Annotated in this window: 22 protein-coding genes; 8 read left to right on the top strand and 14 right to left on the bottom strand. The window is 48.0% G+C overall.

Annotated elements, in window-relative coordinates; all coding sequences use genetic code 11:
- Window positions 1–174 precede the first annotated feature (174 nt).
- Both K5X84_RS00165 and K5X84_RS00160 read left to right on the top strand, forming a co-directional pair.
- Complete coding sequence (locus K5X84_RS00165) at window positions 175–381, top strand: cold-shock protein (RefSeq protein WP_011233297.1); 207 nt, start codon at window positions 175–177, stop codon at window positions 379–381.
- Between the two features lie 167 nt (window positions 382–548).
- Window positions 549–2,120, top strand: a complete 1,572-nt coding sequence (locus K5X84_RS00160; protein WP_222236092.1) for a methyl-accepting chemotaxis protein — start codon at window positions 549–551, stop codon at window positions 2,118–2,120.
- On the opposite strand, the gene cysE is transcribed toward K5X84_RS00160, so the two are convergent.
- From cysE to K5X84_RS00140, 4 genes are all read right to left on the bottom strand, one after another.
- A complete protein-coding gene (cysE, locus tag K5X84_RS00155) occupies window positions 2,117–2,944 on the bottom strand; it encodes a serine O-acetyltransferase (RefSeq protein WP_222236091.1) in 828 nt (275 codons plus the stop codon). The genes K5X84_RS00160 and cysE overlap by 4 nt on opposite strands.
- A gap of 9 nt (window positions 2,945–2,953) precedes the next feature.
- Entirely contained in the window at window positions 2,954–3,412 is a 459-nt protein-coding gene (locus K5X84_RS00150) for a DUF2489 domain-containing protein (RefSeq protein WP_054488893.1), read from the bottom strand.
- On the bottom strand, window positions 3,412–3,825 hold the full coding sequence (locus K5X84_RS00145; RefSeq protein WP_222236090.1) for a GTPase-activating protein: 414 nt from the start codon (window positions 3,823–3,825) through the stop codon (window positions 3,412–3,414). Before K5X84_RS00145 ends, K5X84_RS00150 begins: the two co-directional genes overlap by 1 nt.
- 618 nt (window positions 3,826–4,443) lie before the next feature.
- The gene (locus K5X84_RS00140) at window positions 4,444–5,070 is read right to left on the bottom strand and encodes a c-type cytochrome (protein WP_054488897.1); all 627 of its coding nucleotides are present in this window, start codon (window positions 5,068–5,070) and stop codon (window positions 4,444–4,446) included.
- A gap of 195 nt (window positions 5,071–5,265) precedes the next feature.
- On the opposite strand from K5X84_RS00140, the gene yihA reads away from it, so the two are divergent.
- Window positions 5,266–5,886: a ribosome biogenesis GTP-binding protein YihA/YsxC gene (gene yihA / locus K5X84_RS00135; RefSeq protein ID WP_054488899.1), complete on the top strand. Its 621-nt coding sequence runs from the start codon at window positions 5,266–5,268 to the stop codon at window positions 5,884–5,886.
- Complete coding sequence (locus tag K5X84_RS00130) at window positions 5,873–6,790, top strand: DMT family transporter (RefSeq protein ID WP_054488901.1); 918 nt, start codon at window positions 5,873–5,875, stop codon at window positions 6,788–6,790. Before yihA ends, K5X84_RS00130 begins: the two co-directional genes overlap by 14 nt.
- A gap of 121 nt (window positions 6,791–6,911) precedes the next feature.
- Here the strand turns inward: K5X84_RS00130 and polA are convergent, their stop codons facing one another.
- From polA to dprA, 7 genes are all read right to left on the bottom strand, one after another.
- On the bottom strand, window positions 6,912–9,677 hold the full coding sequence (gene polA / locus K5X84_RS00125; RefSeq protein ID WP_222236089.1) for a DNA polymerase I: 2,766 nt from the start codon (window positions 9,675–9,677) through the stop codon (window positions 6,912–6,914).
- A 399-nt stretch (window positions 9,678–10,076) separates the two neighbouring features.
- On the bottom strand, window positions 10,077–10,916 hold the full coding sequence (gene aroE, locus K5X84_RS00120; RefSeq protein ID WP_222236088.1) for a shikimate dehydrogenase: 840 nt from the start codon (window positions 10,914–10,916) through the stop codon (window positions 10,077–10,079).
- Window positions 10,913–11,827, bottom strand: coding sequence for an oxygen-dependent coproporphyrinogen oxidase (gene hemF / locus K5X84_RS00115; protein ID WP_222236087.1), 915 nt, complete (start codon window positions 11,825–11,827; stop codon window positions 10,913–10,915). Before hemF ends, aroE begins: the two co-directional genes overlap by 4 nt.
- Window positions 11,820–12,380 carry an L-threonylcarbamoyladenylate synthase type 1 TsaC gene (tsaC, locus tag K5X84_RS00110; RefSeq protein ID WP_222236085.1) on the bottom strand — a complete coding sequence of 187 codons (561 nt, stop codon included), beginning with the start codon at window positions 12,378–12,380 and terminating at the stop codon, window positions 11,820–11,822. Before tsaC ends, hemF begins: the two co-directional genes overlap by 8 nt.
- Before the next feature lie 27 nt (window positions 12,381–12,407).
- The gene (locus tag K5X84_RS00105; RefSeq protein WP_054488910.1) at window positions 12,408–12,920 is read right to left on the bottom strand and encodes a DNA topoisomerase family protein; all 513 of its coding nucleotides are present in this window, start codon (window positions 12,918–12,920) and stop codon (window positions 12,408–12,410) included.
- On the bottom strand, window positions 12,920–13,393 hold the full coding sequence (locus K5X84_RS00100) for a DUF494 family protein (protein ID WP_054488912.1): 474 nt from the start codon (window positions 13,391–13,393) through the stop codon (window positions 12,920–12,922). Before K5X84_RS00100 ends, K5X84_RS00105 begins: the two co-directional genes overlap by 1 nt.
- Before the next feature lie 3 nt (window positions 13,394–13,396).
- Window positions 13,397–14,434: a DNA-processing protein DprA gene (gene dprA / locus K5X84_RS00095; protein WP_244994796.1), complete on the bottom strand. Its 1,038-nt coding sequence runs from the start codon at window positions 14,432–14,434 to the stop codon at window positions 13,397–13,399.
- Between the two features lie 62 nt (window positions 14,435–14,496).
- Here dprA and def point away from each other — a divergent pair, with 62 nt between their 5' ends.
- The 4 genes from def to trkA are packed head-to-tail and all read left to right on the top strand — an operon-like array spanning window position 14,497 to window position 18,669.
- Window positions 14,497–15,021: a peptide deformylase gene (gene def, locus K5X84_RS00090; protein WP_054488917.1), complete on the top strand. Its 525-nt coding sequence runs from the start codon at window positions 14,497–14,499 to the stop codon at window positions 15,019–15,021.
- Entirely contained in the window at window positions 15,021–15,971 is a 951-nt protein-coding gene (gene fmt, locus K5X84_RS00085; protein ID WP_222236084.1) for a methionyl-tRNA formyltransferase, read from the top strand. The genes def and fmt overlap by 1 nt, the downstream gene beginning before the upstream one ends.
- Window positions 15,968–17,296, top strand: coding sequence for a 16S rRNA (cytosine(967)-C(5))-methyltransferase RsmB (gene rsmB / locus K5X84_RS00080; RefSeq protein WP_054488921.1), 1,329 nt, complete (start codon window positions 15,968–15,970; stop codon window positions 17,294–17,296). The genes fmt and rsmB overlap by 4 nt, the downstream gene beginning before the upstream one ends.
- On the top strand, window positions 17,293–18,669 hold the full coding sequence (trkA, locus tag K5X84_RS00075; RefSeq protein ID WP_054488924.1) for a Trk system potassium transporter TrkA: 1,377 nt from the start codon (window positions 17,293–17,295) through the stop codon (window positions 18,667–18,669). The genes rsmB and trkA overlap by 4 nt, the downstream gene beginning before the upstream one ends.
- Here the strand turns inward: trkA and K5X84_RS00070 are convergent.
- The 3 genes from K5X84_RS00070 to K5X84_RS00060 are packed head-to-tail and all read right to left on the bottom strand — an operon-like array spanning window position 18,666 to window position 22,595.
- Entirely contained in the window at window positions 18,666–19,283 is a 618-nt protein-coding gene (locus K5X84_RS00070; RefSeq protein WP_199493932.1) for a YigZ family protein, read from the bottom strand. The two genes, trkA and K5X84_RS00070, sit on opposite strands and share 4 nt — an antisense overlap.
- A complete protein-coding gene (gene pepQ, locus K5X84_RS00065) occupies window positions 19,276–20,634 on the bottom strand; it encodes a Xaa-Pro dipeptidase (protein ID WP_222236082.1) in 1,359 nt (452 codons plus the stop codon). Before pepQ ends, K5X84_RS00070 begins: the two co-directional genes overlap by 8 nt.
- A gap of 11 nt (window positions 20,635–20,645) precedes the next feature.
- A complete protein-coding gene (locus tag K5X84_RS00060; RefSeq protein WP_222236080.1) occupies window positions 20,646–22,595 on the bottom strand; it encodes a transglycosylase SLT domain-containing protein in 1,950 nt (649 codons plus the stop codon).
- Between the last annotated feature and the right edge of the window lie 74 nt (window positions 22,596–22,669).

Genomic DNA, 22,669 nt, shown 5'->3' with positions numbered 1-22,669 from the left:
TTGTTGACTCGGGCTATATTAAGCGTATACTCGAAACCGCTGAGAAAATTTCGGCTATTGATTTGAGATTTTTTACGAAGTCCTTTTTGCTGTACCTCGTTTTGTAAGTCCAAGTAATACCAAGTTTTTTTTAGCAATACATTGATTTCAACATGCACTACGAGGAATATCAGCATGTCTACTACTACTGGTAAAGTAAAATTCTTTAACGAAGCTAAAGGCTTCGGTTTCATCGAACAAGAAAACGGCGCAGACGTTTTCGTACATTTCAGCGCTATTCAGTCTGACGGTTTCAAAACTCTGGCAGAAGGCCAGCAAGTTTCTTTCACCGTAGCTCAAGGCCCTAAAGGCCCACAAGCTGAAAACGTAGTTCCTATGTAAGGAACCTTCAGTACCCTTTCGGGTGCCGAACGTTTACACAAAGAATTTCAAAAACGTCGCTCTTAGCGGCGTTTTTTTATGGCCAAAAGCCTAAACCGTTAAACTTTTCCTGCCAAAATACGATAATCTTACTATATTGATGTAAATCAAACTTCCTAAAGGCGCTTATGAAAAATAATGGTCCGGTTACAGGAAAGGAAAACCGCTTTCCAGACCACTATCGACTGATCTCTTCGACTGACCTTAAAGGGGTCATAAAGCACTGCAACGAAGATTTCGTTAATGTCAGTGGTTACACACGTGATGAGTTAATTGACTCACCACACAACCTTTTGCGTCATCCTGACATGCCTGCCAGCGTTTTCGAGAATATGTGGAAAACCATCAAGCGCGGCAAGCCCTGGATGGGTCTGGTTAAAAACCGCTGTAAAAACGGCGACCATTACTGGGTGAGTGCTTATGTTACGCCAATTATGGAAAACGGTAAGCCGGTTGGCTTTGAGTCCGTCCGTGTTGCCGCATCAGACCACCGTAAAAAACGTGCACAGCGCATCTATGAGCGATTAAATTCAGGAAAGCATGCCATTCCCCTGGGAAAACGACTCTGGCTGGGCTGTAAAGATCTAATGCCCGTCGTTATCCCCGGCGTAATTGCCAGTGCCGCCATAGCACTGCTCGGTGAACCTACCTCCGCGTTAATCGCTTTGGCTGCTACCGCTATTACCACGTTCGCTTACGCCACCTATATTGGCCGTATGCTGCAAGGGTTACTGGAGTTACGCCCTGAGGCTTTTGATTCCGAACTGGTTGGCATGACCTACTTTGATAAACAGGGACGCGAAGCCAGGCTCGCTATGCAGCTTATCAGCGAGGGCGCCCGTAACCGTACAGCACTTAGCCGCATGAAGGACGCGGTTGGAAGCCTGTTAAAAGTGACCAACGATACTTACGATCAAGCTCAGCTTAGTAAACAATATGTCGATAAACAAACGGCTGCGACTGAACAGACGGCGACGGCTATGAATGAGATGGCATCCGCTATTCAGGAAGTGGCAGATACGGTTGAACGTAATGCGCAACAAGCTGAGTCAGCCAAAACCAATGTGGATGAAAGCGTAGGGCTGGCAAGAGAAGCAAGCGAGGTTATCGTCCAGCTTCACGATGCCGTTCGGCAAATAGCCGCAACCGTTAAAGAGCTGGATGAATCGACCGGGGCTATTGGCGAGGCTGCTGATTTAATATCCTCCATTGCCGACCAAACCAACCTGTTAGCCCTGAATGCTGCCATTGAAGCGGCTCGTGCTGGCGAGCATGGCCGTGGTTTCTCAGTGGTCGCAGATGAGGTTCGCTCACTGGCTTCAAGAACAACCCAGTCTACTGAGGGTATTCACAAAGTCATTCAACAGTTGCGAGAGCGCGCACGTAATGCCGTCGAGGTTTCAAAACAAGGTGAAGAGGCGGCATCAGAGGGTGTTGAGAAAGTTCGTCTGGCAGACACTGCTCTGGGTGAGATATCAGTGGCTATTCAGGACATTTCAGATATGTCGACGCAAATGGCGTCCGCTGTTGAAGAGCAAAGCGGCGTTGCGGAGCATATCAGCGAGCAAATTACTGAAATTGCGGACACTGCACGTCATACCCAACAAACAGCAGAGCAAACTCAACGCTCAAGCAACGAGCTGCAAAACACCAGTCAGCAGCTTTACTCCTTGATCGAGCGCTTTAATTTAAAAAGTTAAGAGTCTTGTTTACCCGAGGCTGAAGTATCATCTTTATCGGCGCGTCGTTTTGCGGCGCGCTCACTTTCTTCAAGAAACTCGACATCGTCCATATCGACTTCCGGGATCTCACCACAGACATCGCCACCCAACTTATTAACCGCCTGGCAAAGGTCAGAGACTTTATTATCTAAAACCTGTACATGATCGAGCATGCGCCCAATTGCTGTCGCAACCGGGTCTGGGTTATCCGCTGAGATAGCATAGGCATCGAAGCCATACTCCTTTGCCATTTTTTTACGACGTTCCGCTGTTTCCGCATCGACCGCGGACTGAGCTACCCTGGCCGGAATACCGACCACAGTGGTTAGCTCCGGCACATCTCGCACCACCACGGCGTTAGAGCCAATGCGTGCAGATTTTCCGACAGTAATTGGACCCAGTACCTTTGCTCCTGCACCAATCACCACACCGTCTTTCAAGGTCGGGTGCCGCTTACCTTTGCTCCAGCTTGTACCGCCAAGAGTCACGCCATGATACAAAGTAACGTCATCGCCGATCTCTGCGGTTTCACCAATGACCACACCCATACCGTGATCAATAAAGAAACGACGACCTATTTTAGCACCCGGATGAATTTCTATCCCCGTTAGCCAGCGTGAAACATTAGAAACAAAACGAGCAAGCCAGTATAACTTCCACTCCCAAAGTTTATGGCTTATACGATGGAACCAGGTGGCATGCAGTCCAGGATAGTGAAACAACACTTCCATTGTGTTCCGCGCAGCCGGATCTCTGTCGAAAACGCTGGCGATATCTTCTTTTATACCTTTAAAAAACGGCATGCCGCCTCCTCAGGCCGCTGGAAATTGCTTCAATAACTTATCAACGTCTGCAAGAATAATGTCCCGCATCGACTTTTCATAGCCCTCACGCTCGTCATCCATTTCCCGCACTTTCTTTTTCGGAAATTTCTTACGTGACTCGTGCGTTGGCATATGTTTTATCTTTTCATACATTTCATGCATTGCCGGGTAATCTTTAGAATAGTCATACTCTACAGCTTCCGGGCGATGATCAAGCAATACCACAATACGTAAGCATCCTTCAGACAAAGGACACTGCTCTTGCTGCATGGCTTTTGCAATAGTAATAATACTCTCATCAATGCGATCGACACGCTTCTGTACAGCTGCGTCCCGAATTCTGGTCTGCCAACGCAGGCGTAGCAGTAAGTTGGTGGCGTACCACCCCAGAGCGACAATAATTAAGACGCCAACAATGGCGATAATCCAATAGAGTTCGCTGGACATTAGTACTCCTCATCATCCCATTCTTCATCGAGTTCATAACCCAGTTTGGCAACCAGCTGTTCATAACGCTCAGATTTTTCATCGAGGTAGCGCTGCTCTTCTGCTGTCAGAGACTCATCATTTTCGAAACGTTCAACCAGTAACTGAAGCTTTTTGTCTTCCTGTAACTGTTTTAGTTCCTGCTCAGGTGTCATCACCAAAGCTACTTTACGGCGACTGCCGTGTCGGGGATCTTTTTCGTCGCCTTTTGTTCTACTTTGCTGCAGAACCTTAGTGGATGAATGTCGTTGGCCTGACGGTTGACCCTTACCCTTCTTTTTACCTTTTGAAGCAGCATCTGATGCTTGTCTTTCTTTTGGCGCTTTAGATGGCGCCAACGGCCCTACCTTACGTGTTTTCTTGCGGCGAGTCATGGTCGCTCCTAAATAAAAACTAATATGACCTATTGTAACTCATTAACGGGGATGACGTCAGTGGAGGGTAAAGGAAAAGCTTGTACGTTTAAGAAAGGCTGAGCCCAAATAAGAAAAAAGGCGATGCTTTTACACATCGCCTGCTTCTCTCATATTATCGGCAGCGCACTGCAACTATGAGAATGGTTGTCACTGCTTCCGACTTGTTATTGCGGTTTTCCGTAACCTGTCTTTTATTATTGTTATTATAAAATGGAGCAACCACTAGCCTATTGGCTTTACTCCCTGGATTATCGAGAAATAAGATGGAATCTGACTTTTCGATAATCTCTCGACCTCTTGTTATTTTTTTGTGTCGAGTTAGCTGTATTTTTACAGTCTTTTTATTATTTCCTCAAGGGCTTTTAACATCTTTTTTTTGTTTTTTTCTGTCCGTACGGCCCCGGAGCGTTGTTAAGACTACTTGAACCAAATATTAATTCAATGATTTTATTGATCTAAAAAACAACTTTCTTATTACTTTTCGTTAACAACACCCGAAAATAAGTTTTTACTATCTCATTTATTATAGACATAAAAAAAGCGGCCTAAGCCGCTTTCTATTTGATTAAGCTCTGTTTAATACAAACCGCTCAGGAACTTAGACAGCAATTCGATTTCGTCGTCTGTCATTTTCTCTGTAACGCCCTGCATCATGCCGTTTGGATCGTTAGCGCGGTCGCCACTACGAAACATTTCTAGCTGAGACTTAGTGTAAGCCGCGTGCTGACCAGAAATATCCGGAAACGCCGCTAGCCCCAGACCATTTCCCCGAGGGCCATGGCAGCCGGCACAAGACGGCATATTGGTTTCAGGGTTGCCGCGACGGTAAAGGTCACGCCCTTGTGCAATAATATCTTCGGGCGTTTCGCCTTTAGGCTCTTCCTGTGATGCAAAGAAAGCCGCTAAATCAGCCATATCTTGCTCAGATAATGACGCAACCTGGCCCATCATAATGGGGTTATTACGCCCTTCTTCACCACCGGTTTCTGACGCCCGTTTGTAATCTTTCAGCTGTTTAAGCAGGTATTTTTCGTGCTGACCGGCCAAATGCGGATACATATCGGACGGAGATTCACCATTGGGTCCATGGCAAGCCGCACAAACTTGCGATTTCTCTTTTCCGGCTTCAGCGTCGCCGCTTTGTGCTACTGCGATACCGGCGGTACCGAAGAAAAGTCCCAAAAAGATTGCGAATTTTTTCATGTTTGCTTCTCTTCTGTTCTGGATGGCGCCACGCGCCCCAATAAATCACCTTAAGCAGGTTGCTATTTTACACAAAACTTGTGTGGATTAAACGATTAAAACCGAATCAATTGCTAAATGATCATTGGAGATACTGTCCGGATACTTCATAATGCACGTAGACGTTCCGTTTTATCAATAAAAGTGACCTTAATAGTGGCAGATCAGCAATTAGATTACGCATCGGCAAAATTTGTGACCAGTGCACCGGATATCAGCAAACTGCCTCCGGACACAGGCATCGAGATTGCGTTCGCCGGCCGTTCTAATGCCGGTAAATCCAGTGCTCTGAATACACTAACGCGGCAGAAATCACTGGCTCGTACCAGTAAAACTCCGGGGCGCACACAGCTAATTAATGTGTTCGAACTCGACAGCGGTCAACGCCTTATCGACTTACCCGGGTATGGCTTTGCTAAAGTGCCGCTGGCCGTCAAAGAAAAATGGCAGCGCTCTTTAAGCGAGTACCTGCAGCAGAGAGACAGCCTCAAAGGTATTGTCGTACTAATGGACATCCGCCACCCTTTCCGCGAAACCGACCAGGAACTCATTTACTGGGCTGTTGATTGCGAGCTACCGGTACTGGTATTGCTCACCAAAGCCGACAAGCTTAAACAAGGCGCTCGTAAGTCAACGGTGTTAAAAGCAAGACAAGCTGCAATTGCCTTTAATGGTGACGTTCAGGTCGAAGCATTTTCCTCACTAAAACGCTTCGGCGTCGAGCAAGTCGAAGAAAAACTCAACCAGTGGTATAGCAAAGAGTATGACGACGAATAACACACCACCACTTAGTGCCTGGTTATTATTAGGGTTACTCGCATTAATTTGGGGTAGCTCTTTTTTGTTGATTAAAAAAGGGCTAATTGCTTTTGGTCCGATGGAAGTTGGTGCGCTTAGGATCAGTTCAGCCGGTATCGTGCTAGCCCCTTTTATTGCGCGTCGCCTGAATAAAATCACCCGTAAGCATTGGCTAAAATTAGCAAGTGTTGGCCTGGTGGGAAGTCTAATCCCTGCCTTTATGTTCGCCATAGCACAGACTCAATTAGCCAGTGGCGTCACCGGGGTTCTGAATGCCTTAACACCCATTGCCACTTTGGTTATCGGCTCTTTATTCTTCCATCAAAAGGCGCGGGTAGCACAGGTTATCGGTGTCGGTATAGGCCTCTTTGGTACCCTGCTTTTGGTAACCGCTTCGGCGAATGGCAGTTGGGACTTCAACCTTTATGCGTTGTTAGTCATGGCAGCAACGGTTTGTTACGGCCTCAACCTGAACCTGATTAAACATAAAATCAGTGACTTATCACCGTTAACCATCACCGGTATATCACTACTTATGGCGGCGGTTCCTGCCACTGTCTATTTGTTCGCTGGCACAGAATTTATAGCCCAGGTTCAACAACCCGGCGCTATGCTATCGCTGTTCTCTGTTTTGGCGTTAGGTATAGCAGGAACGGCTGGTGCTTTGGTTATTTTTAACCACGTGGTCCAGTTAACCAATACGGTTTTCACCAGTTCAGTCACATATCTTATTCCGGTGGTTGCCGTTTTGCTTGGAGTACTTGACGGGGAAGCATTCTGGCTGCAACAGGGTGTTGGTATGTTAGCGATTCTTGTTGGTGTATGGTTTGCCAACCGCAAGGGTCGCCCCGGCCTGGCCGGTATTCCGCAGAAAGAGCAATAAAAAAGCCCGACTAAAAAGCCGGGCCAAAAGTAATCCAGGGAGAACAATTTTGTGAGGGAGGATTAATCCCCTCACTTATTGTGACTAGACCCTTTTTATAAAGTTCACAAAAATCGCAAAATTAATGCGCTTCATCCCAATTATTGCCTTTACCCGCCTCTGCAATTAGCGGCACATCAAGGCTTGCGGCTTTTTCCATGACATCGGTTAATTGTGCAATATAATCATCCAGCTTGGCCTCTTTTATCTCAAAGACCAACTCATCGTGAACCTGCATTAACATACGTACGTCATCCTGACATTTATTGCTATCAATCCAGTCGGCGACTTTCAGCATTGCTTTTTTAATGATATCCGCCGCGGTTCCCTGCATCGGCGCATTAATGGCAGCCCGTTCCGCACCTTTCCTGCGAGCTCCGTTGCTGGCTTTAATATCCGGCAAAGGCAAGCGGCGACCGAACAGGGTTTTCACGTACCCCTGCTCTTTTGCCTGTTTACGGGTATCTTCCATGTAGCGCAGCACACCGGGGAAACGCTCAAAGTATTTATCCATATAGTGCTGAGCTTCATGGCGGGCAATACCCAACTGACGCGCAAGACCAAACGCAGACATACCGTAAATTAAGCCAAAGTTGACCGCTTTAGCCTGACGGCGTTGGTCATCCGTTACCTCATCGGCTTTGCAGCCGAACACTTCCCCGGCTGTTGCCCGGTGAATGTCCAAGCCTTCAGCAAAAGCTTTTAGCAACGACGCGTCCTGGGATAAATGCGCCATAATGCGCAGTTCAATCTGGCTATAGTCGATAGCGACAATCTTATAACCTTGCTCAGGAACAAAGGCCTGACGCACCCGACGCCCCTCAGCTGTGCGAATAGGAATATTCTGCAAATTGGGATCAGTGGAAGACAAACGTCCGGTTGCTGTGACCGCCTGCTGATAAGAGGTGTGTACCCGGCCGGTGTCCGGGTTGATCATCTTCGGCAGCTTATCGGTATAAGTGGATTTTAGCTTCGACAAGCTTCGGTGCTGTAAAATAACATCTGGTAAAGGGTAGTCATGCGCCAGCTCATGCAAAACTTCCTCCGCCGTTGACGGAGCCCCCTTCGGGGTCTTTTTCACAACCGGAAGTTCCAGCTTTTCGAAGAAAATGCGTTGCAACTGCTTGGTCGAACCTAAGTTGAACTCCTCACCGGCAATCTCAAACGCTTTTTTCTCTAAAGCGTCAAGCTTCTCGGTAATTTCCTGACTTTGTTTACCCAGTAAATTAGCATCTATACGGACACCATATTGTTCCATATCGCACAATACGGGAACTAAAGGTACTTCAATATCAGTCAGTACACTGTGCAGTTCGCTGCCAACATCTTTTACCTTGTTCCACAATACATCATGCAATCGGAACGTAATGTCTGCATCTTCGGCCGCGTATGGGCCCGCCTGTTCAAGATCGATTTGATTAAAGGTCAGCTGCTTAGCACCTTTACCGGCGATCTCTTCGAAACTGATCGTCTTGTGGTTCAGGTAATGCAGGCTCAAGGTGTCCATGTCATGGCGGGAGCCGACACTATTAAATACGTAAGATGCCAGCATGGTGTCATTTAAAATACCGCCTAAACGAATTTTATAACGGCGCAAAATATGGGCATCGTACTTCAGGTTTTGCCCAACCTTCTGCGGCTTGTCCGCTTCGAGTAGAGGCTTCAACTGCTCCAGAAGCCAGTCGCGACCGACTTGCTCAGGGGCTTCCATATAGTCATGGCCAACCGGAATATAGACCGCTTCACCCGGGGCGGCAGCTAACGACACGCCGACAAGCTCGGCCTGCATATAATTCAGGCTCGTCGTTTCGGTATCAAAAGCAAAGTAGTCACATTTCTTAAGTGAGGTTAAATAATCACTCACTTCCTCTTCCGTCATTAAAACACGGTAAGCGTCCCGGTTAATGTCGCTGACGGGCTTTTCAACTTCAGCTTTACCCAAAGCCTGGTCAGTTGCTGCCCCACTTTCCATAAGCTCACCAAGCCAACGGCGAAATTCACACCGGCTATATAACTCAGCCAGTTTTTCGCTGTCTGCCGTTTGTATAGTCAGCTCTTCCGGCTGCAACTCCATAGCCACATCAAGCTTAATGGTTGCCAATTCCCGGGACATAAGCAACTGATCTTTATACTCGTTCAGTTTCGCCGGCATGGTTTTCGCGCCACGAAAGGACAGTTCGCTTACCGCATCGACATTTTCATAAATGGCATCAATGCTTGGAATTTGTTGCAACATTGCCTGCGCCGTCTTTTCGCCAACTTTTGGCAGCCCCGGAATATTATCGGAGCTATCGCCCATTAGTGCTAAATAATCAATGATCTGCTCCGGCTTCACGCCGAATTTTTTCTCTACACCTTCAGGATCCAGCAAGGTGTCAGTCATTGTGTTAATTAGCATGACATGTTCATTAACCAGCTGTGCCATGTCTTTGTCACTGGTACTAATTAACGTAAAGCGCCCTTTTTCTCCGGCCTGTCGGGCCAGAGTGCCAATAACATCATCCGCTTCAACATCGTCAATGCATAACAGCGGCAGCCCCATTGCCTTCACAATTTCATGCAAAGGTTCAATTTGTGTGCGTAAGTCATCGGGCATTGGCGGACGGTTTGCTTTGTACTCCTGGTAAATATCGCTACGGAAGGTTTTACCTTTCGCATCGAAAACCACCGCCATATGGCTGGGTTTATAGCGTTTCAATAAGCTTCTCAGCATATTAACAACACCATAAACAGCGCCGGTTGGCTCGCCTTTGGAATTGGTTAAGTGCGGTGGCGCATGAAAGGCGCGAAACAAATAAGAGGAACCATCGACGAGAATAAACGGATTTTCGGGAACAGATGTGGCCATAGTTAAAAACCTAAATTAAGCGTTACCTATAGGATGCCACAGAACGGTAATTCAGGCCACTGAGCAGAGTGTGTATAACCTGTTAATAAGTCTGTTAACAACGACCGATTCCACAGCCGGAAATTAAAATTTCCCCGTGTCCAAAGTTTACTTAAGTTATTGATAGTGTGGGATTTAAAACGGCAGGCATCCCTAAATGCCTAGTACTTTTTATTATTATGCTTCACTGTGGAAACTATTCTGTTTACGCCCTGAAATGGAAGGAAGTACATCGCAAACAGGTCAAACAGATTACCACAAAATCAGTAATGATCTACTGCCAAATTCCGTTTTTTTATAACCTTTTGTTCCTCATTTCTCTTTACTTATAAAAAGCAAAGAAAAACCTTTTTTAATCAACTAACTACGAGCTCGCAAATGCGCCATAACAAATGCGGTATCGGGGCGTTCTCCCCCCATCCAGAGTTGATAAGATGAGGCTGCCTGCTCAACCAACATACCAAGCCCATCACTAACATTTTCGCAGCCGGCCTGACTCAGTTGCTGTATAAATAAAGTAGGCTCATCAGAGTACATTAAGTCATAACCTGAAGCCCCTTTAGCAAGTTGAGGTGGCAAGGCCAAGCGCTGCCCCATTAAACTGCTGCTGGTGGCATTAATCATCAGGTCAATCGGTTCATTAATTTCCAAAGCCGATGCAAGCACCTGAATACGGTCAGCAGCTAACACACCCAAGTTTTCCAGCTGAGACTTCAGCATCAGTGCTTTATCGACAGTCCGGTTCACTAAATAGATACGGCGAGGCTGCTGCTGCAACAGCAAAGGCAATATTCCCCGGGCAGAGCCCCCCGAACCAAAAACAACAAGTGAGCGTTCACTTACTTTAAATCCTTTTTCTTCCAAGTCTTTAATTAGGCCTTCACCGTCGGTATTGTCACCCAGTAATTGACCATTTCCCATCGCAACCAGGGTGTTGACCGCGCCAGCCTCTTGCGCTCGCTTAGTTAATTCAGTTGCTAATTCCGCGGCTTGCTGCTTAAAAGGTAGCGTGACATTTAACCCTTTCCCGCCACTGCGAAAAAATTGCGCTATGTTTCGGGAAAATTGCCCGGGAGTCGATAAGTAACGACGGTACTCAACCGGATGCTGTTGCGCTTTCGCGAACAACGAATGAATACGCGGAGACAAACTGTGCTCAATTGGGTTTCCAAAAACCCCCAGATGAATAACTGGCTTCATAGGGCTAACCAGTTTCGTGGTTTCAAATAGTAGCTGGTAAGTTTTTCCTCGGCCGAGTCCGGATCCGGATGCCAGTCATATTCCCAACGAGCCAGCGGTGGCATCGACATCAAAATAGACTCGGTTCTGCCACCCGTTTGTAGCCCGAACAAGGTTCCGCGGTCCCAGACAAGGTTAAACTCAACATAACGTCCACGGCGATAGAGCTGGAAATCGCGCTGCTGCTGTGTGTACGTCAGGGCTTTGCGACGCTCAACAATCGGTAAGTATGCTTTGGTAAATGCATCGCCCACCGCTTTTATTACAGCAAAGCACTCGTCAAAAGAGCGGTCATTAAGGTCGTCAAAGAAAATACCGCCCACACCCCGAGCTTCATCGCGATGTTTAAGATAGAAGTAATCGTCACACCAGGCTTTATATTCCGGATAAAGCTTTTCATCAATGCAGTCCAGAGCGTCTTTTGCCTGTTGGTGCCATTCTACGATGTCTTCTTCAAATGGATAAAAGGGTGTTAAATCAAAGCCACCGCCAAACCACCAGACCGGCTCTTCGCCTTCTTTTTGCGCAATGAAAAACCGCACATTCATATGTACCGTAGGTACCATGGGGTTTTTGGGGTGCATTACCAGAGAAACACCACAGGCATTGAAGTCTCGACCTTCCAGCTCAGGACGGTGCGCTGTTGCCGATGCAGGCATTTTCTCACCGTAAACGTGCGAAAAACCGACGCCGCCCTGCTCAAAAACCTCGCCGTTTTTTATGATTCTGGAACGACCGCCTCCGCCGCCGGGCCGATCCCAGCTGTCTTCCTGAAAGCCTTGCTGACCATCAGCTTGCGCTAACTGCTCACAAATAGCGTCCTGCAACGACATCAGATAGCTTTTTACCTGCTTTAAATAGTCACTATGCATCGTCTCTGACAACCTGATTATTAAATGGATTAATGATACGAGTTGGATTAGCAGCTCCACCAGTCGCTTCATCCATGATCCAGTCCACGCTGTCACCAAATTGCAGGCGCACTTCGGCTGCTGTTCTCGCCGGCTCCTGGCCTGTTAAGTTGGCACTGGTAGATACCAAAGCATGACCCAGTGCGCGGCAAAGCTCTCTGACAGGCTCATGCGCACTAACCCGCACGGCTATGGTGTCTCTGCCGCCAGTTAATAATGGCGATACACTTTTTCTTACCGGAAGAATTAAGGTGACGGGGCCCGGCCAATGAGACAAAACACTGAAACGTTTGTCCTGCGGAATAGCGGAGTCTTCAACAAAAGGAAGTAATTGGCTGTAGTCAGCAGCTATTAAAATGAGCCCTTTTTCAGCAGGCCGCTGCTTCAGGCTTAGCAATTTTTGAATAGCAACTTCATTGGTTGGATCACAGCCCAGTCCGAATACTGCTTCTGTCGGGTAGGCAATAACGCCTGTTTTTACTGCGTTATGCGCTGCTTCCCACTTATCTGCCATAATATCCCCTCCTCTTAAGGAGTCAGATTATAGCGCGTCCGACTTATAGTCGCATTGCTTTTGCGGGCAGACTTTCCGAATTCCTGCAGCGGACTTCTTTTTCACCAGCAGCGGGTATTGGCATTTAGGGCAGGTTTCATCAACCGGCGGTTGATTCACCGTAAACTGGCATTTGGGATACTGATCGCAGGCGTAGAATACGGTGCCGCGTCGTGATGTTTTTTGATGCAGCTGACCACTGCCGCATTCCGGACAGGTAATAGCGTTCTCTTCGTCAGCATTGGGCTCGGTCACAAACTCACAGTCGGGAAACCCGCTACAACCAACAAATAAACCATAACGGCCACTTTTTAATTGCAGCTCTTTACCACACTCCGGACAAGCAACACCAAGGTCCTCGGGTTCAATTTCAGATTGTTCGCGAAGACCTCGCTTATAGTCGCAGTCAGGGTACCCTGTGCAGCCAAGAAAGCTGTTATGTCCAACATGTTTAATGACCAGCGGTCGCTCACAACGCGGGCAGCGCTCATCTGATGACATTAATGCAAGGGCCCTTCAGCTTCCTCAAACAACAAACCTTCCATTTGGTCGTAGGCGGCTTCCTGACCAGGAACATTAAACAGAACCATCAGCACAACCCATTTCAGGTCATCCAGAGTAAAGTTCGCTGTTTCCAGCTCCATTACGCGATCAATAACCACTTCGCGGGTCGCGAAATCTAACACACCCAGATTTTCTAAATACATTAAGAAACCACGACTCTGACTATCTAACCGCGACATCTCCGCCGTTGTATAAATACGGGTAGACTGCTGCGGGGCAACATCCAGGTAAGACTTGGTTTCCATTTCTTGTAAGTCGGCCAGGCGCTCTAACCACGCCAAAGCCTTCTGGATTTCCTGGTGACGAAAACCAGCCCGTGTAAGTTCATTGGTTAACTCATCGTGATCAACCACAACTTCCATTTCGGAATGAATGTAGTTTTCAAACAAGTACATGAGGATATCAAACATACTTTAGCGCCTCCCCACTTTGATATAACCGCCTGGTACGGCTGCCACTAGCCCTTCTAATTCGAGTAACACTACTTTCTCCATGACTTCAGCAACCTCGAGTCCGGACAATTGTACCATGTCATCAATTGTTCGTGGCTCTGAACTCAGACTAGCGAACAATCGATTGTTTGCCAAGCTTTCATCAAGATATTGTCGCTCTTCTGAAACCGGTGCTTGAGCGGGGTTAATCGAAAACCACTCTAGAATATCCTGTGGTGTGTTGATTAACTTTGCCCCCTGCTGTATCAGCCAATGACACCCCTGATGCTCCGGCAACAAAACCGACCCGGGAACAGCACCGACTTCACGCCCTTCATTCAACGCGTGTATTGCCGTTGAGAGCGAACCACTTTTACGGGCGGCTTCAACCACAACAACCGCCTGACTAATACCACTAATAATACGGTTACGCCGGGGAAAATGATCTGTCCTTGCGGTTTGTCCGGGCGGAAACTCAGAAATTAACAAGCCCTGATGGGCAATGAAATCCTGCAAGGCTTTGTTTCGTCGAGGGTAGTATTGATCAATTCCGGTACCCAAAACGGCAATGGTTTTGCCTTTGTCTGCGGCAGTTTTGTGCGCCTGGGCATCAATGCCCATTGCCAGGCCGCTCACCACAACAATACCCGACGCGACCAGTTTTTCACTGATCCAGTCAGCAACCTGCAGCCCGCTATGGCTCGCTTTGCGGCTGCCTACAACCGCCACACAGACCCCTTTAAGCAACTCTTTCCGACCTCTGTAGTAGAGTAACCAGGGCGGATTGCTGATTGCTTTTAACGATGCCGGGTAATCGTCGCTGAAGTAAGATATAACGCCCTGATAATCACTTAGACACCAGTTCTCAGCCGCTTTCAGCCAGCGCGAGTCTACCGGTTTTAGCGATTGCCCCCATCGCTCAAACAGCGTTTGCCAGCTGTCACACTCCCGTGCCGCTTTCTGTACCTTGTTTGATGCGCGTGTCATCCCCATTAATACACATAATTCCTGTGTGTTCACAGACTGTCCTTGACCTACCGATTTAAGGTAAACTAAGGGTAGATGAAGATTTGGAGGTTCTAATGGCAAAAATGACGGTTCTGAAATATCCAGACGAACGGTTACGCAAAGTCGCACAGCCGATTGACAAAGTGGATGACAGCATCCGCTCGGTTATCGATGATATGTTCGAAACTATGTATGAAGAGCAAGGCGTTGGCCTTGCCGCAACTCAGGTCGATGTTCACAAGCGTTTGTTTGTTGCTGACTGCAGCGAAGATCAGAACGAACCGCTGGTGTTTATTAACCCGGAGATAACCGAAGCCGAAGGTCATTTCAAGAATGACGAAGGTTGCCTGTCGTTTCCCGGCGTTTATGCAAAAGTAGAACGTGCGGAAAAAATTACGGTTACGGCTTTAGATAAAAACGGTGAACGTTTCAGTCGTTCGGCAGAAGGCCTTTTAGCTATTTGTATTCAGCACGAAATTGATCACTTAGAGGGTAAACTCTTTGTCGATTATTTATCGCCACTGAAACGCGAGCGTATTCGTAAGAAATTAGAGAAAGAACAGCGTTTGGCTGAAAAGTATGCGGCGGAAGCACAGTAATGCGGATAGTCTTTGCAGGCACGCCCGATTTTGCCGCACAACACTTACAGCAATTGCTTGATAAATCTCATCAGATAGTCGGTGTTTACACCCAACCCGACCGCCCTGCTGGACGCGGCAAAAAGCCGCAACCGAGCGCCGTTAAGAAACTGGCAGTTGAACACCAACTACCCGTTTACCAGCCAGAGTCGTTAAAATCGGAAGAAGCTCAGTCGGCTTTAGCAGAGCTAAAACCTGACGTAATGGTCGTTGTTGCTTATGGTTTATTGCTGCCGCAAGCCGTGTTGGATATCCCGGCCAAAGGTTGTCTGAATGTCCATGGCTCTTTATTGCCTAGATGGCGGGGGGCAGCTCCTATTCAACGCGCCATTTGGGCGGGAGATTCCGAGTCAGGCGTTTGCATTATGCAGATGGAAGCCGGTCTGGATACAGGTCCGGTACTGCATGAAGAACGATGCGCTATTAGCCCGCAGGAGACCTCCGCTTCGCTTTATCATAAGCTTGAAAGCCTTGGTCCAAAAGCGTTAATCACAGTATTAGCAGACCTTGAAAGTTATCAACGCCAGGCCAAACCGCAAAGTGACAGCGAAGCCACCTATGCAAAAAAGCTGACTAAGCAGGAAGGCAAAATAGACTGGACGCAACCAGCCGCATTTATTGAACGCTGCGTAAGGGCATTTAACCCCTGGCCCATGAGCTGGTGTCAGTCAGACAATTTAAAGGCGCAACAAAATACGATTAAAGTTCATGCTGCTGAATTAGTTCAGGGTGCCAGTAACAAAAGGCCCGGAACTATTATTAGCAGCACGCACCAAGGTATAGACATTGTCACTGGCGATGGTCTTTTGCGTATTACCCAGGCACAAATGCCGGGCAAAAAGGTGCAGCCGGCCAGTACGCTGGTTAACGGCTACAGCAACGTATTTAGCCCCGGACTGGAATTACAATGAGTCAGCAGAAGAAATCCGAAGGCAGCGGTCACGGTGCACAAAGCCGGGCGGCGGCTGCGAGTGCCCTGTTTCAGGTTTTAGAGAAAGGCGAGTCGCTTTCGGCGGCCCTGCCTTATGCAACCAGCAAATTACCCGATGCGGATAAACGTCTTGCCAGTGCGATTAGTTACGGTGTTTTGCGCGTTCTGCCCAGCCTTAATCGCTTGGTTGGCGCAAAATTGGATAAGCCCCTCAAAGGTAAGTTAAAAGTATTGCATTACCTGTTACTGGTTGGTGCCTATCAATTGTATTGCCAACGAATTAAAGATCACGCTGCCGTAAGTGCAACCGTAGAAGCCGCTCGTATACTGGGTAAAAGAAACCATAAAGGCTTAGTGAACGGTATACTGCGTCAGTTATTGCGCGAAGCTCCTTCAGCCGATGACTCACACCAACGTGAGTTACCCGGTGATTCAATGCAGAATCATCCTCGCTGGTTATTTGATGCCATTAACAATGACCACCCCGAGCATGCCGATAACATTCTGGCGGAAAACAACACTCACCCGCCTATGTGGTTACGTGTGAATGAGCGATTTTCCACTCGCGATGACTACTTACGGCAGCTTGAGGATAGCGGCATTGCAGCAACGGCTGATGCCAGCGCAATCAATGCAATTCAATTGCATGCGCCCTGTCCGGTAGAGAAACTCCCCGGCTTTGCCCGTGGCCATGTGTCTGTACAGGACAGATCCGCTCAGCTGGCAGCAGACTTTCTAAATGTAGATGCTGCGCATCGTGTACTCGACTGCTGCGCCGCTCCCGGCGGTAAGTTACTCCATTTATTGGAACGGCACAGCTTTGAACAACCGGTTCAGGCTATTGATATCGACCCCAAGCGCCTTGAGCGAGTGGATGAAAACCTGGAGCGTGCTGGTTTAAGCGCTGTTATTCACTGCGCAGATGTCGCCACGACCAATGACTGGTGGGACGGCGAGCAATTCGACCGCATACTGCTGGATGCCCCCTGCTCCGCAACCGGTGTGATACGCCGACACCCGGATATTAAATGGTTACGCCGCGCTGAAGACATCAGCGAACTGGCAAAGTTACAGAAGCAGATACTCAGCTCACTTTGGCCACTACTTAAGCCAGGCGGAGAACTGCTGTATGCAACCTGCTCTATTCTGCGTCAGGAAAACCAAACTCAAATTGAGTCTTTTCTACAGCAGCAGTCTGGTGCTAGTCTGATACCTATAACAGCAGAGCATGACACACTGCAATTGCTTCCCGGACAATATGGCGGGGATGGTTTCTTTTACGCGAGACTGAAGAAAGCCCAATGAAAATAATCATACTCGGTGTTGGCCAGGTCGGCGGCACATTGGCAGAAAACCTGGTTGGTGAGCGCAACGACATCACCATAGTTGATACCAATAACGACTTACTGGACGACTTGCAGGACAAATATGACTTGCGTGTTGTCGTCGGTAACGGCGCTCATCCGGACGTATTGCGTAAAGCTGGTGCAGACGACGCAGATTTGCTGATTGCCGTAACCAGCAGCGATGAAACCAATATGATTGCCTGCCAGGTTGCTTATTCCATTTTTAATACACCGAAAAAGATAGCCCGAATCCGCTCCGAAGAGTATATCCGTTATAAAGATCAGCTATTTCATAACCAGGACGCGCCGGTCGATCACATCATTTCTCCGGAACAGTTAGTTACTAACTACATCAGACGGTTAATTGACTACCCCGGCGCTTTGCAGGTTATGGAGTTTGCTAACGGTCGTGCCAGTTTGGTTGCGGTCCGGGCTTACTATGGCGGCAAGCTCGTCGGGCACGCAATTTCTACTCTGCGAGAGCACATCCCCAATATCGACACTCGAGTCGCGGCCATTTATCGTCAGGGCAAGCCTATCCGCCCGACAGGAACCACTATTATTGAAGCCGATGACGAAGTTTTCTTTATTGCAGATACTCGTCATATCAGCACGGTAATGCAGGAGCTGCAGAAGCTTGAAGACAAATACCGACGCATCATGATTGTCGGTGGTGGCAATATTGGCGCAGGTCTGGCTAAGCAGCTGGAAGTTGACCACAGGGTCAAACTGATAGAGCGCTCTGAAGCGCGCGCCGAAGAATTGTCACAAAGCCTTGAGCATACATTAATCTTCCGCGGTGACGCCTCCGATCAAAAACTTCTGGAAGAAGAGCACGTTGAGGATATTGATGTTTTCATTGCGGTAACCAACGACGACGAAGCAAATATCATGTCGGCTATGTTGGCTAAGCGCATGGGTGCCCGCAAAACCATGGTACTGATTCAGCGCAGTGCTTACGTTGACCTGGTTCAGGGCGGTGAAATTGATATTGCTATATCGCCACAACGCGCCACCGTTTCAGCGTTACTCACCCACGTACGCCGTGGGGATATTGTGAATGTGTACTCGCTGCGTAAAGGCGCTGCTGAAGCCATTGAAGCCATTGCACATGGTGATGAAGACACCTCTAAGGTCGTCGGAAAGGCCATTAAAGACATTAAACTTCCGCCGGGTACCACTATTGGCGCCGTTGTTCGGGGACATGAAGTACTCATGGCGCACAGCGAAACCATTATTCACTCGGACGACCACGTTATTCTGTTCTTGCTGGATAAAAAGTACATTGATCAGGTTGAGAAAGTCTTCCAGCCCAGCGCAATGTTCTTCTAATTAAGAGGCTTTAGCTGAACCCGGCCTCGGGTAGCGGCCTGTAGTTTTTTCTGCAGCGTCTCTACCTCTATGGGTCTTAATAACACAGTCAGCAACACACTCTCTCCATATTCCGACGACGCAGTTTCAACGCCAGCTTCAAATAAAATCGGCTCTACATCGCCCTGGTCGGTATAGGCAAAGTGCAACTGAAACCCCTGTTTGAAAACCCGACGTTCTTTTTCAAGCTCCGCTAACGCAGTGACGGTCGCTTCCGTATAGGCTCGTTGAAGGCCACCAGTCCCTAACTTTACGCCGCCAAAGTAGCGCACCACTATTGCCGTAACCTCCCCTACACCACTGCTTTGCAGCGCCATAAGCATAGGCCTTCCTGCCGTTCCGGAAGGCTCTCCGTCATCACTGGAGGCTAAACGTTGGCTATTATTCGGAGCAGAAAATACGGAGGCTGAACAATAGTGCGAAGCTTTTGGCCACCTTCTTTGTACTTCAGTTAAGAATTCAGCGGCACTGGCTTCATTGTCGGTATGCGCAAGGCAGGCGATAAAACGACTGCCTTTTATCTCTATTTCAACTTCGGCTTCAGAGATCGGAATATCGTAATCTTGATCATGCAAGACGGGTAACCTTTTTCACGTAAGCATCCAAAGACGTTTGTCGCGTAAGGTTATCATTTCGTTCCCGATAGATAACAATGTTATCTTCAATCCGCACACCGCCAAATGGGCGAAACTCATCCACCCTTTTCCAATTAATAACGTGCTTATTGCGAGAACCCGCCAGCTTTTGTAGTAAAGGTTCAATAAAGTAAATACCGGGCTCAATGGTATACACCTGGCGCGGCTCGACAGTGCGGGTTGTTTTTAATGTAAGGTGGCCTGTTGGCGACGGTATGGGGGTTCCCCGCTCGTCAGCCTGAGCAGCGCCAACGTCGTGCACTTGCAGTCCTAGCGGGTGACCCAGGCCATGCGGGAAAAAGACCGTCGTTATGCCATCTTCAATCATTTGCTCGGGACTGCAACTGACAAAACCAAAGGCAAAAAGTACGTTAGCAATTTGCTCATGAGCCAACTGGTGCAATACAGGAAACTCCATACCGGGCTTCATTTTGTCGATAAGCGCTAACGTAATTTGGTCAAGAGCCGCTATCAGCTCTTCATACTCATTATGCTCTGCCGACCAAGTCCGGCTAATATCGGCAGCGTAACCGCAAACCTCCGCGCCGGCATCAACCAACATAGACTTTAACGACACTTGTGGCTTTTTATCCGGTAACCAATGGTGTAAAACACTCGCGTTCCTATTTTGCCCAATAATATGATTGTACGGTACTTCATTCTGCCCTTGCCGTGTCGCCGCCATATAATTCAAAAGACAATCAAACTCGGAGTCGCCTTTAAAAAAGGCCTCCGCCGCTGCAATATGTCCTTCTGCGGCAATATGGTTGGCTTGCGCTAAGCAGGCTATTTCATAGTCTGTTTTGAACAAACGGTGATAATGAAAGAAGTGAAGAACCGGGTCTGGGTTGATGTTCTCAAAGCCTAGCGCTTTTGCTACTTCAATATGTTCACCCAGGTAGGCGGCGTTTTTCTTATCATAAGGTAAGAGCTTTTCTATAGCCTCAGGCGAACTGATGTGTTCCACGTGGAACTCTTCTAGCCAGGGTTCACTTTCTAAATTTGCTGTTGTATGCCAAAAGTCCGGAGCATTGAGCAGAACGAGCGTTGGACGGGTCTCGGGTTTTATAATGACCCAGGCATTAGGAAGCTGCGTTTCCGGACACCAAGCCTTGAAATGAGGATTCGCACGAAAAGGATAATTCATGTCATCCAAAAACCAGCGCTTTTGCTGGCCTGAGTGTATTGCGAGTAAATCTAAATTTTCTCGTTTGCAGAGTCGCTCCGCACGGGTTTGAAGCTGCTTTATATGGTCAGGAAATAACGGCCACAAATCTGCTGTCGCAGTCATATTGAATCGCCTTATTCAGTCTCAACAATGGTCATATCAACAACTTGCTCAAACAAATTATCCTCGTTACCACCTAACATCCTATAAATTTGTTGGTAACTCAATACCGCTTTTACATAATCTCGGGTTTCATGGTAAGGGATGGTTTCAACCCACTCATCGGCATAAACAGGCTCTTCCGGTAGCCACTCTCTCACACGGTAGTATCCTGCATTATAGCTTGCCGTAGCTAATAGCCAGTTATTCTCAAACCGATGTTTCAGGCGACTCAAGTAATGAGTTCCTAATCGCACATTGACCGACGGGTCATTTAAACGACGCCAACTGTTGTTTTTGGTATCCAGTTGTTTGGCGGTGCCGGGCAGTATTTGCATTAAGCCTCTGGCGCCCGCGCTGGAATAAGCATCATGCCGGAAGTTGCTTTCTCGCCGGGTAATGGCTAAAGCCCAGTTTTCATCTATTCCTGCGGCCTGTGATGCCCTTCCTAATATGTCTTTATAAGCTAATGGGAAACGAATGCCCACGGCATCAAAATGACCAATTTGCGCTAATGTCCATATGGCTTGATCATGCCACCCCCACTCGCTGGCAAGATACGCTGCGACCTTTTGCTCTTCGCCATCGAGTTGAGTTAATAAGTGATTCCACTCTCTCCTTGCGTCCACCCAGCGCTCAAGCTGAATAAGCTCGTATGCACGCTGGACGCTCGGATGGTTTCGAATCTGTTCAAGCTGAACCACACTCACCTCAAGCTTTTCGTGCTCAAGGCTAACCGGTTTCTGTAACCGTGCAGAGGCTAGAAAGCCGTAATAATGGCGTTCGTCGGATAAATCTTCGTAGAGTTGCTGAGCAACTAATGCATTCCCGGTAATTTCCTGCGCGCGCGCAAGCCAGTAACGCCACTGGTTCCCTTGCCGAATAGCAACGGGGAGACTTTGAATAGCATCACGCAGACCTTCGTAATCTTTGTCTTTAAGGTAAATAGCTAAACGCCACTGAAGAACTCGCTCATTGAGCGCATTAACCGGAACACGGTCATGCCAGACGCGCGCTTCCGGATGAGACTTCAAACTTAGCGCAACCGCAAACTCTTCTGCAATGCGTTCTTCCTGCGCCTCTGAAAAGGGTAGCTCGGGCTTCAGTTTTTTATAACTGCGCAGGGCAATATTTTCATCTCGCCAAATAAGCTTTGTCAGTGCAAAAGTCGTTATCTGGGCTTCTTTTTCAGGGTAACGTCCCTTAAACCAGGAACCGTCTTCAATGGCCGCCGGTGAATAGCGCACTTTATGATAAAACTCACCCAGATATTGCTGTAACTCCGGTAATAACCCTGTGAGGTAAGGCAGTAACGTTGGGTTACCGCGTTCAGCTGCCATCTTCAGTCTATTCCAAACTTTCTCATCAGTACGTCCGTCAAGGCTTTCCCATTCCTTCAAAATGGGATCACAGGCTGAAGGAAGTGAAAAACCGTGTTCCCAAATAGCATCAACCTGGCGACGGAAAGGCCCGTCCCCCAAACCTTTTTCTCGTTGCGCTTCAATAAACTGACAACGGTGAGTCAAAGTGCCCGGGTGCCGGAAGTCGCGAATAAAGCGTGCATGCTCTTCTTGCCCTGCCAGATAAGTAAGCCACGGCTGCCTTAGCTGCCAGTCGAGCGGTGTGTTGTCGTACTTTTCCAGAAAAGCCAAAACCCGGTCTTCATTAGCCAAATAGCCTACTTGCTCCAGCCTTGTCAGTTCCAGATACGGAACGAGCGGGTAGCCCTCCAGCTTCTGTAATAACTGACGGTATTCATTCCGACGACCACGCTTAGCGGCGTATTCTGCTTTTTTGAATAGCTCACGCTGCTGCTCCCGTTGTTCACTATCAACAGGTTCAGATTGGGCTGCACCACTACTAAACAGCGATAACGCGAAAAACAATGATGCACTGTAACGTATGATAAACGACTGCTTTTTCATTAATTCAAACGCATGTTTAAATAACCGTTGAAAAATTGGCGTATTCGCGCCAAACTCTCTCTACCTTAACCCAA

The sequence above is a fragment of the Idiomarina abyssalis genome (assembly GCF_019797805.1).
GTDB classification, from domain to species: Bacteria; Pseudomonadota; Gammaproteobacteria; order Enterobacterales; family Alteromonadaceae; genus Idiomarina; species Idiomarina abyssalis.
Note: the sequence above shows the minus strand (reverse complement) of the source record. Positions and strands in the feature narration are given on the sequence as shown.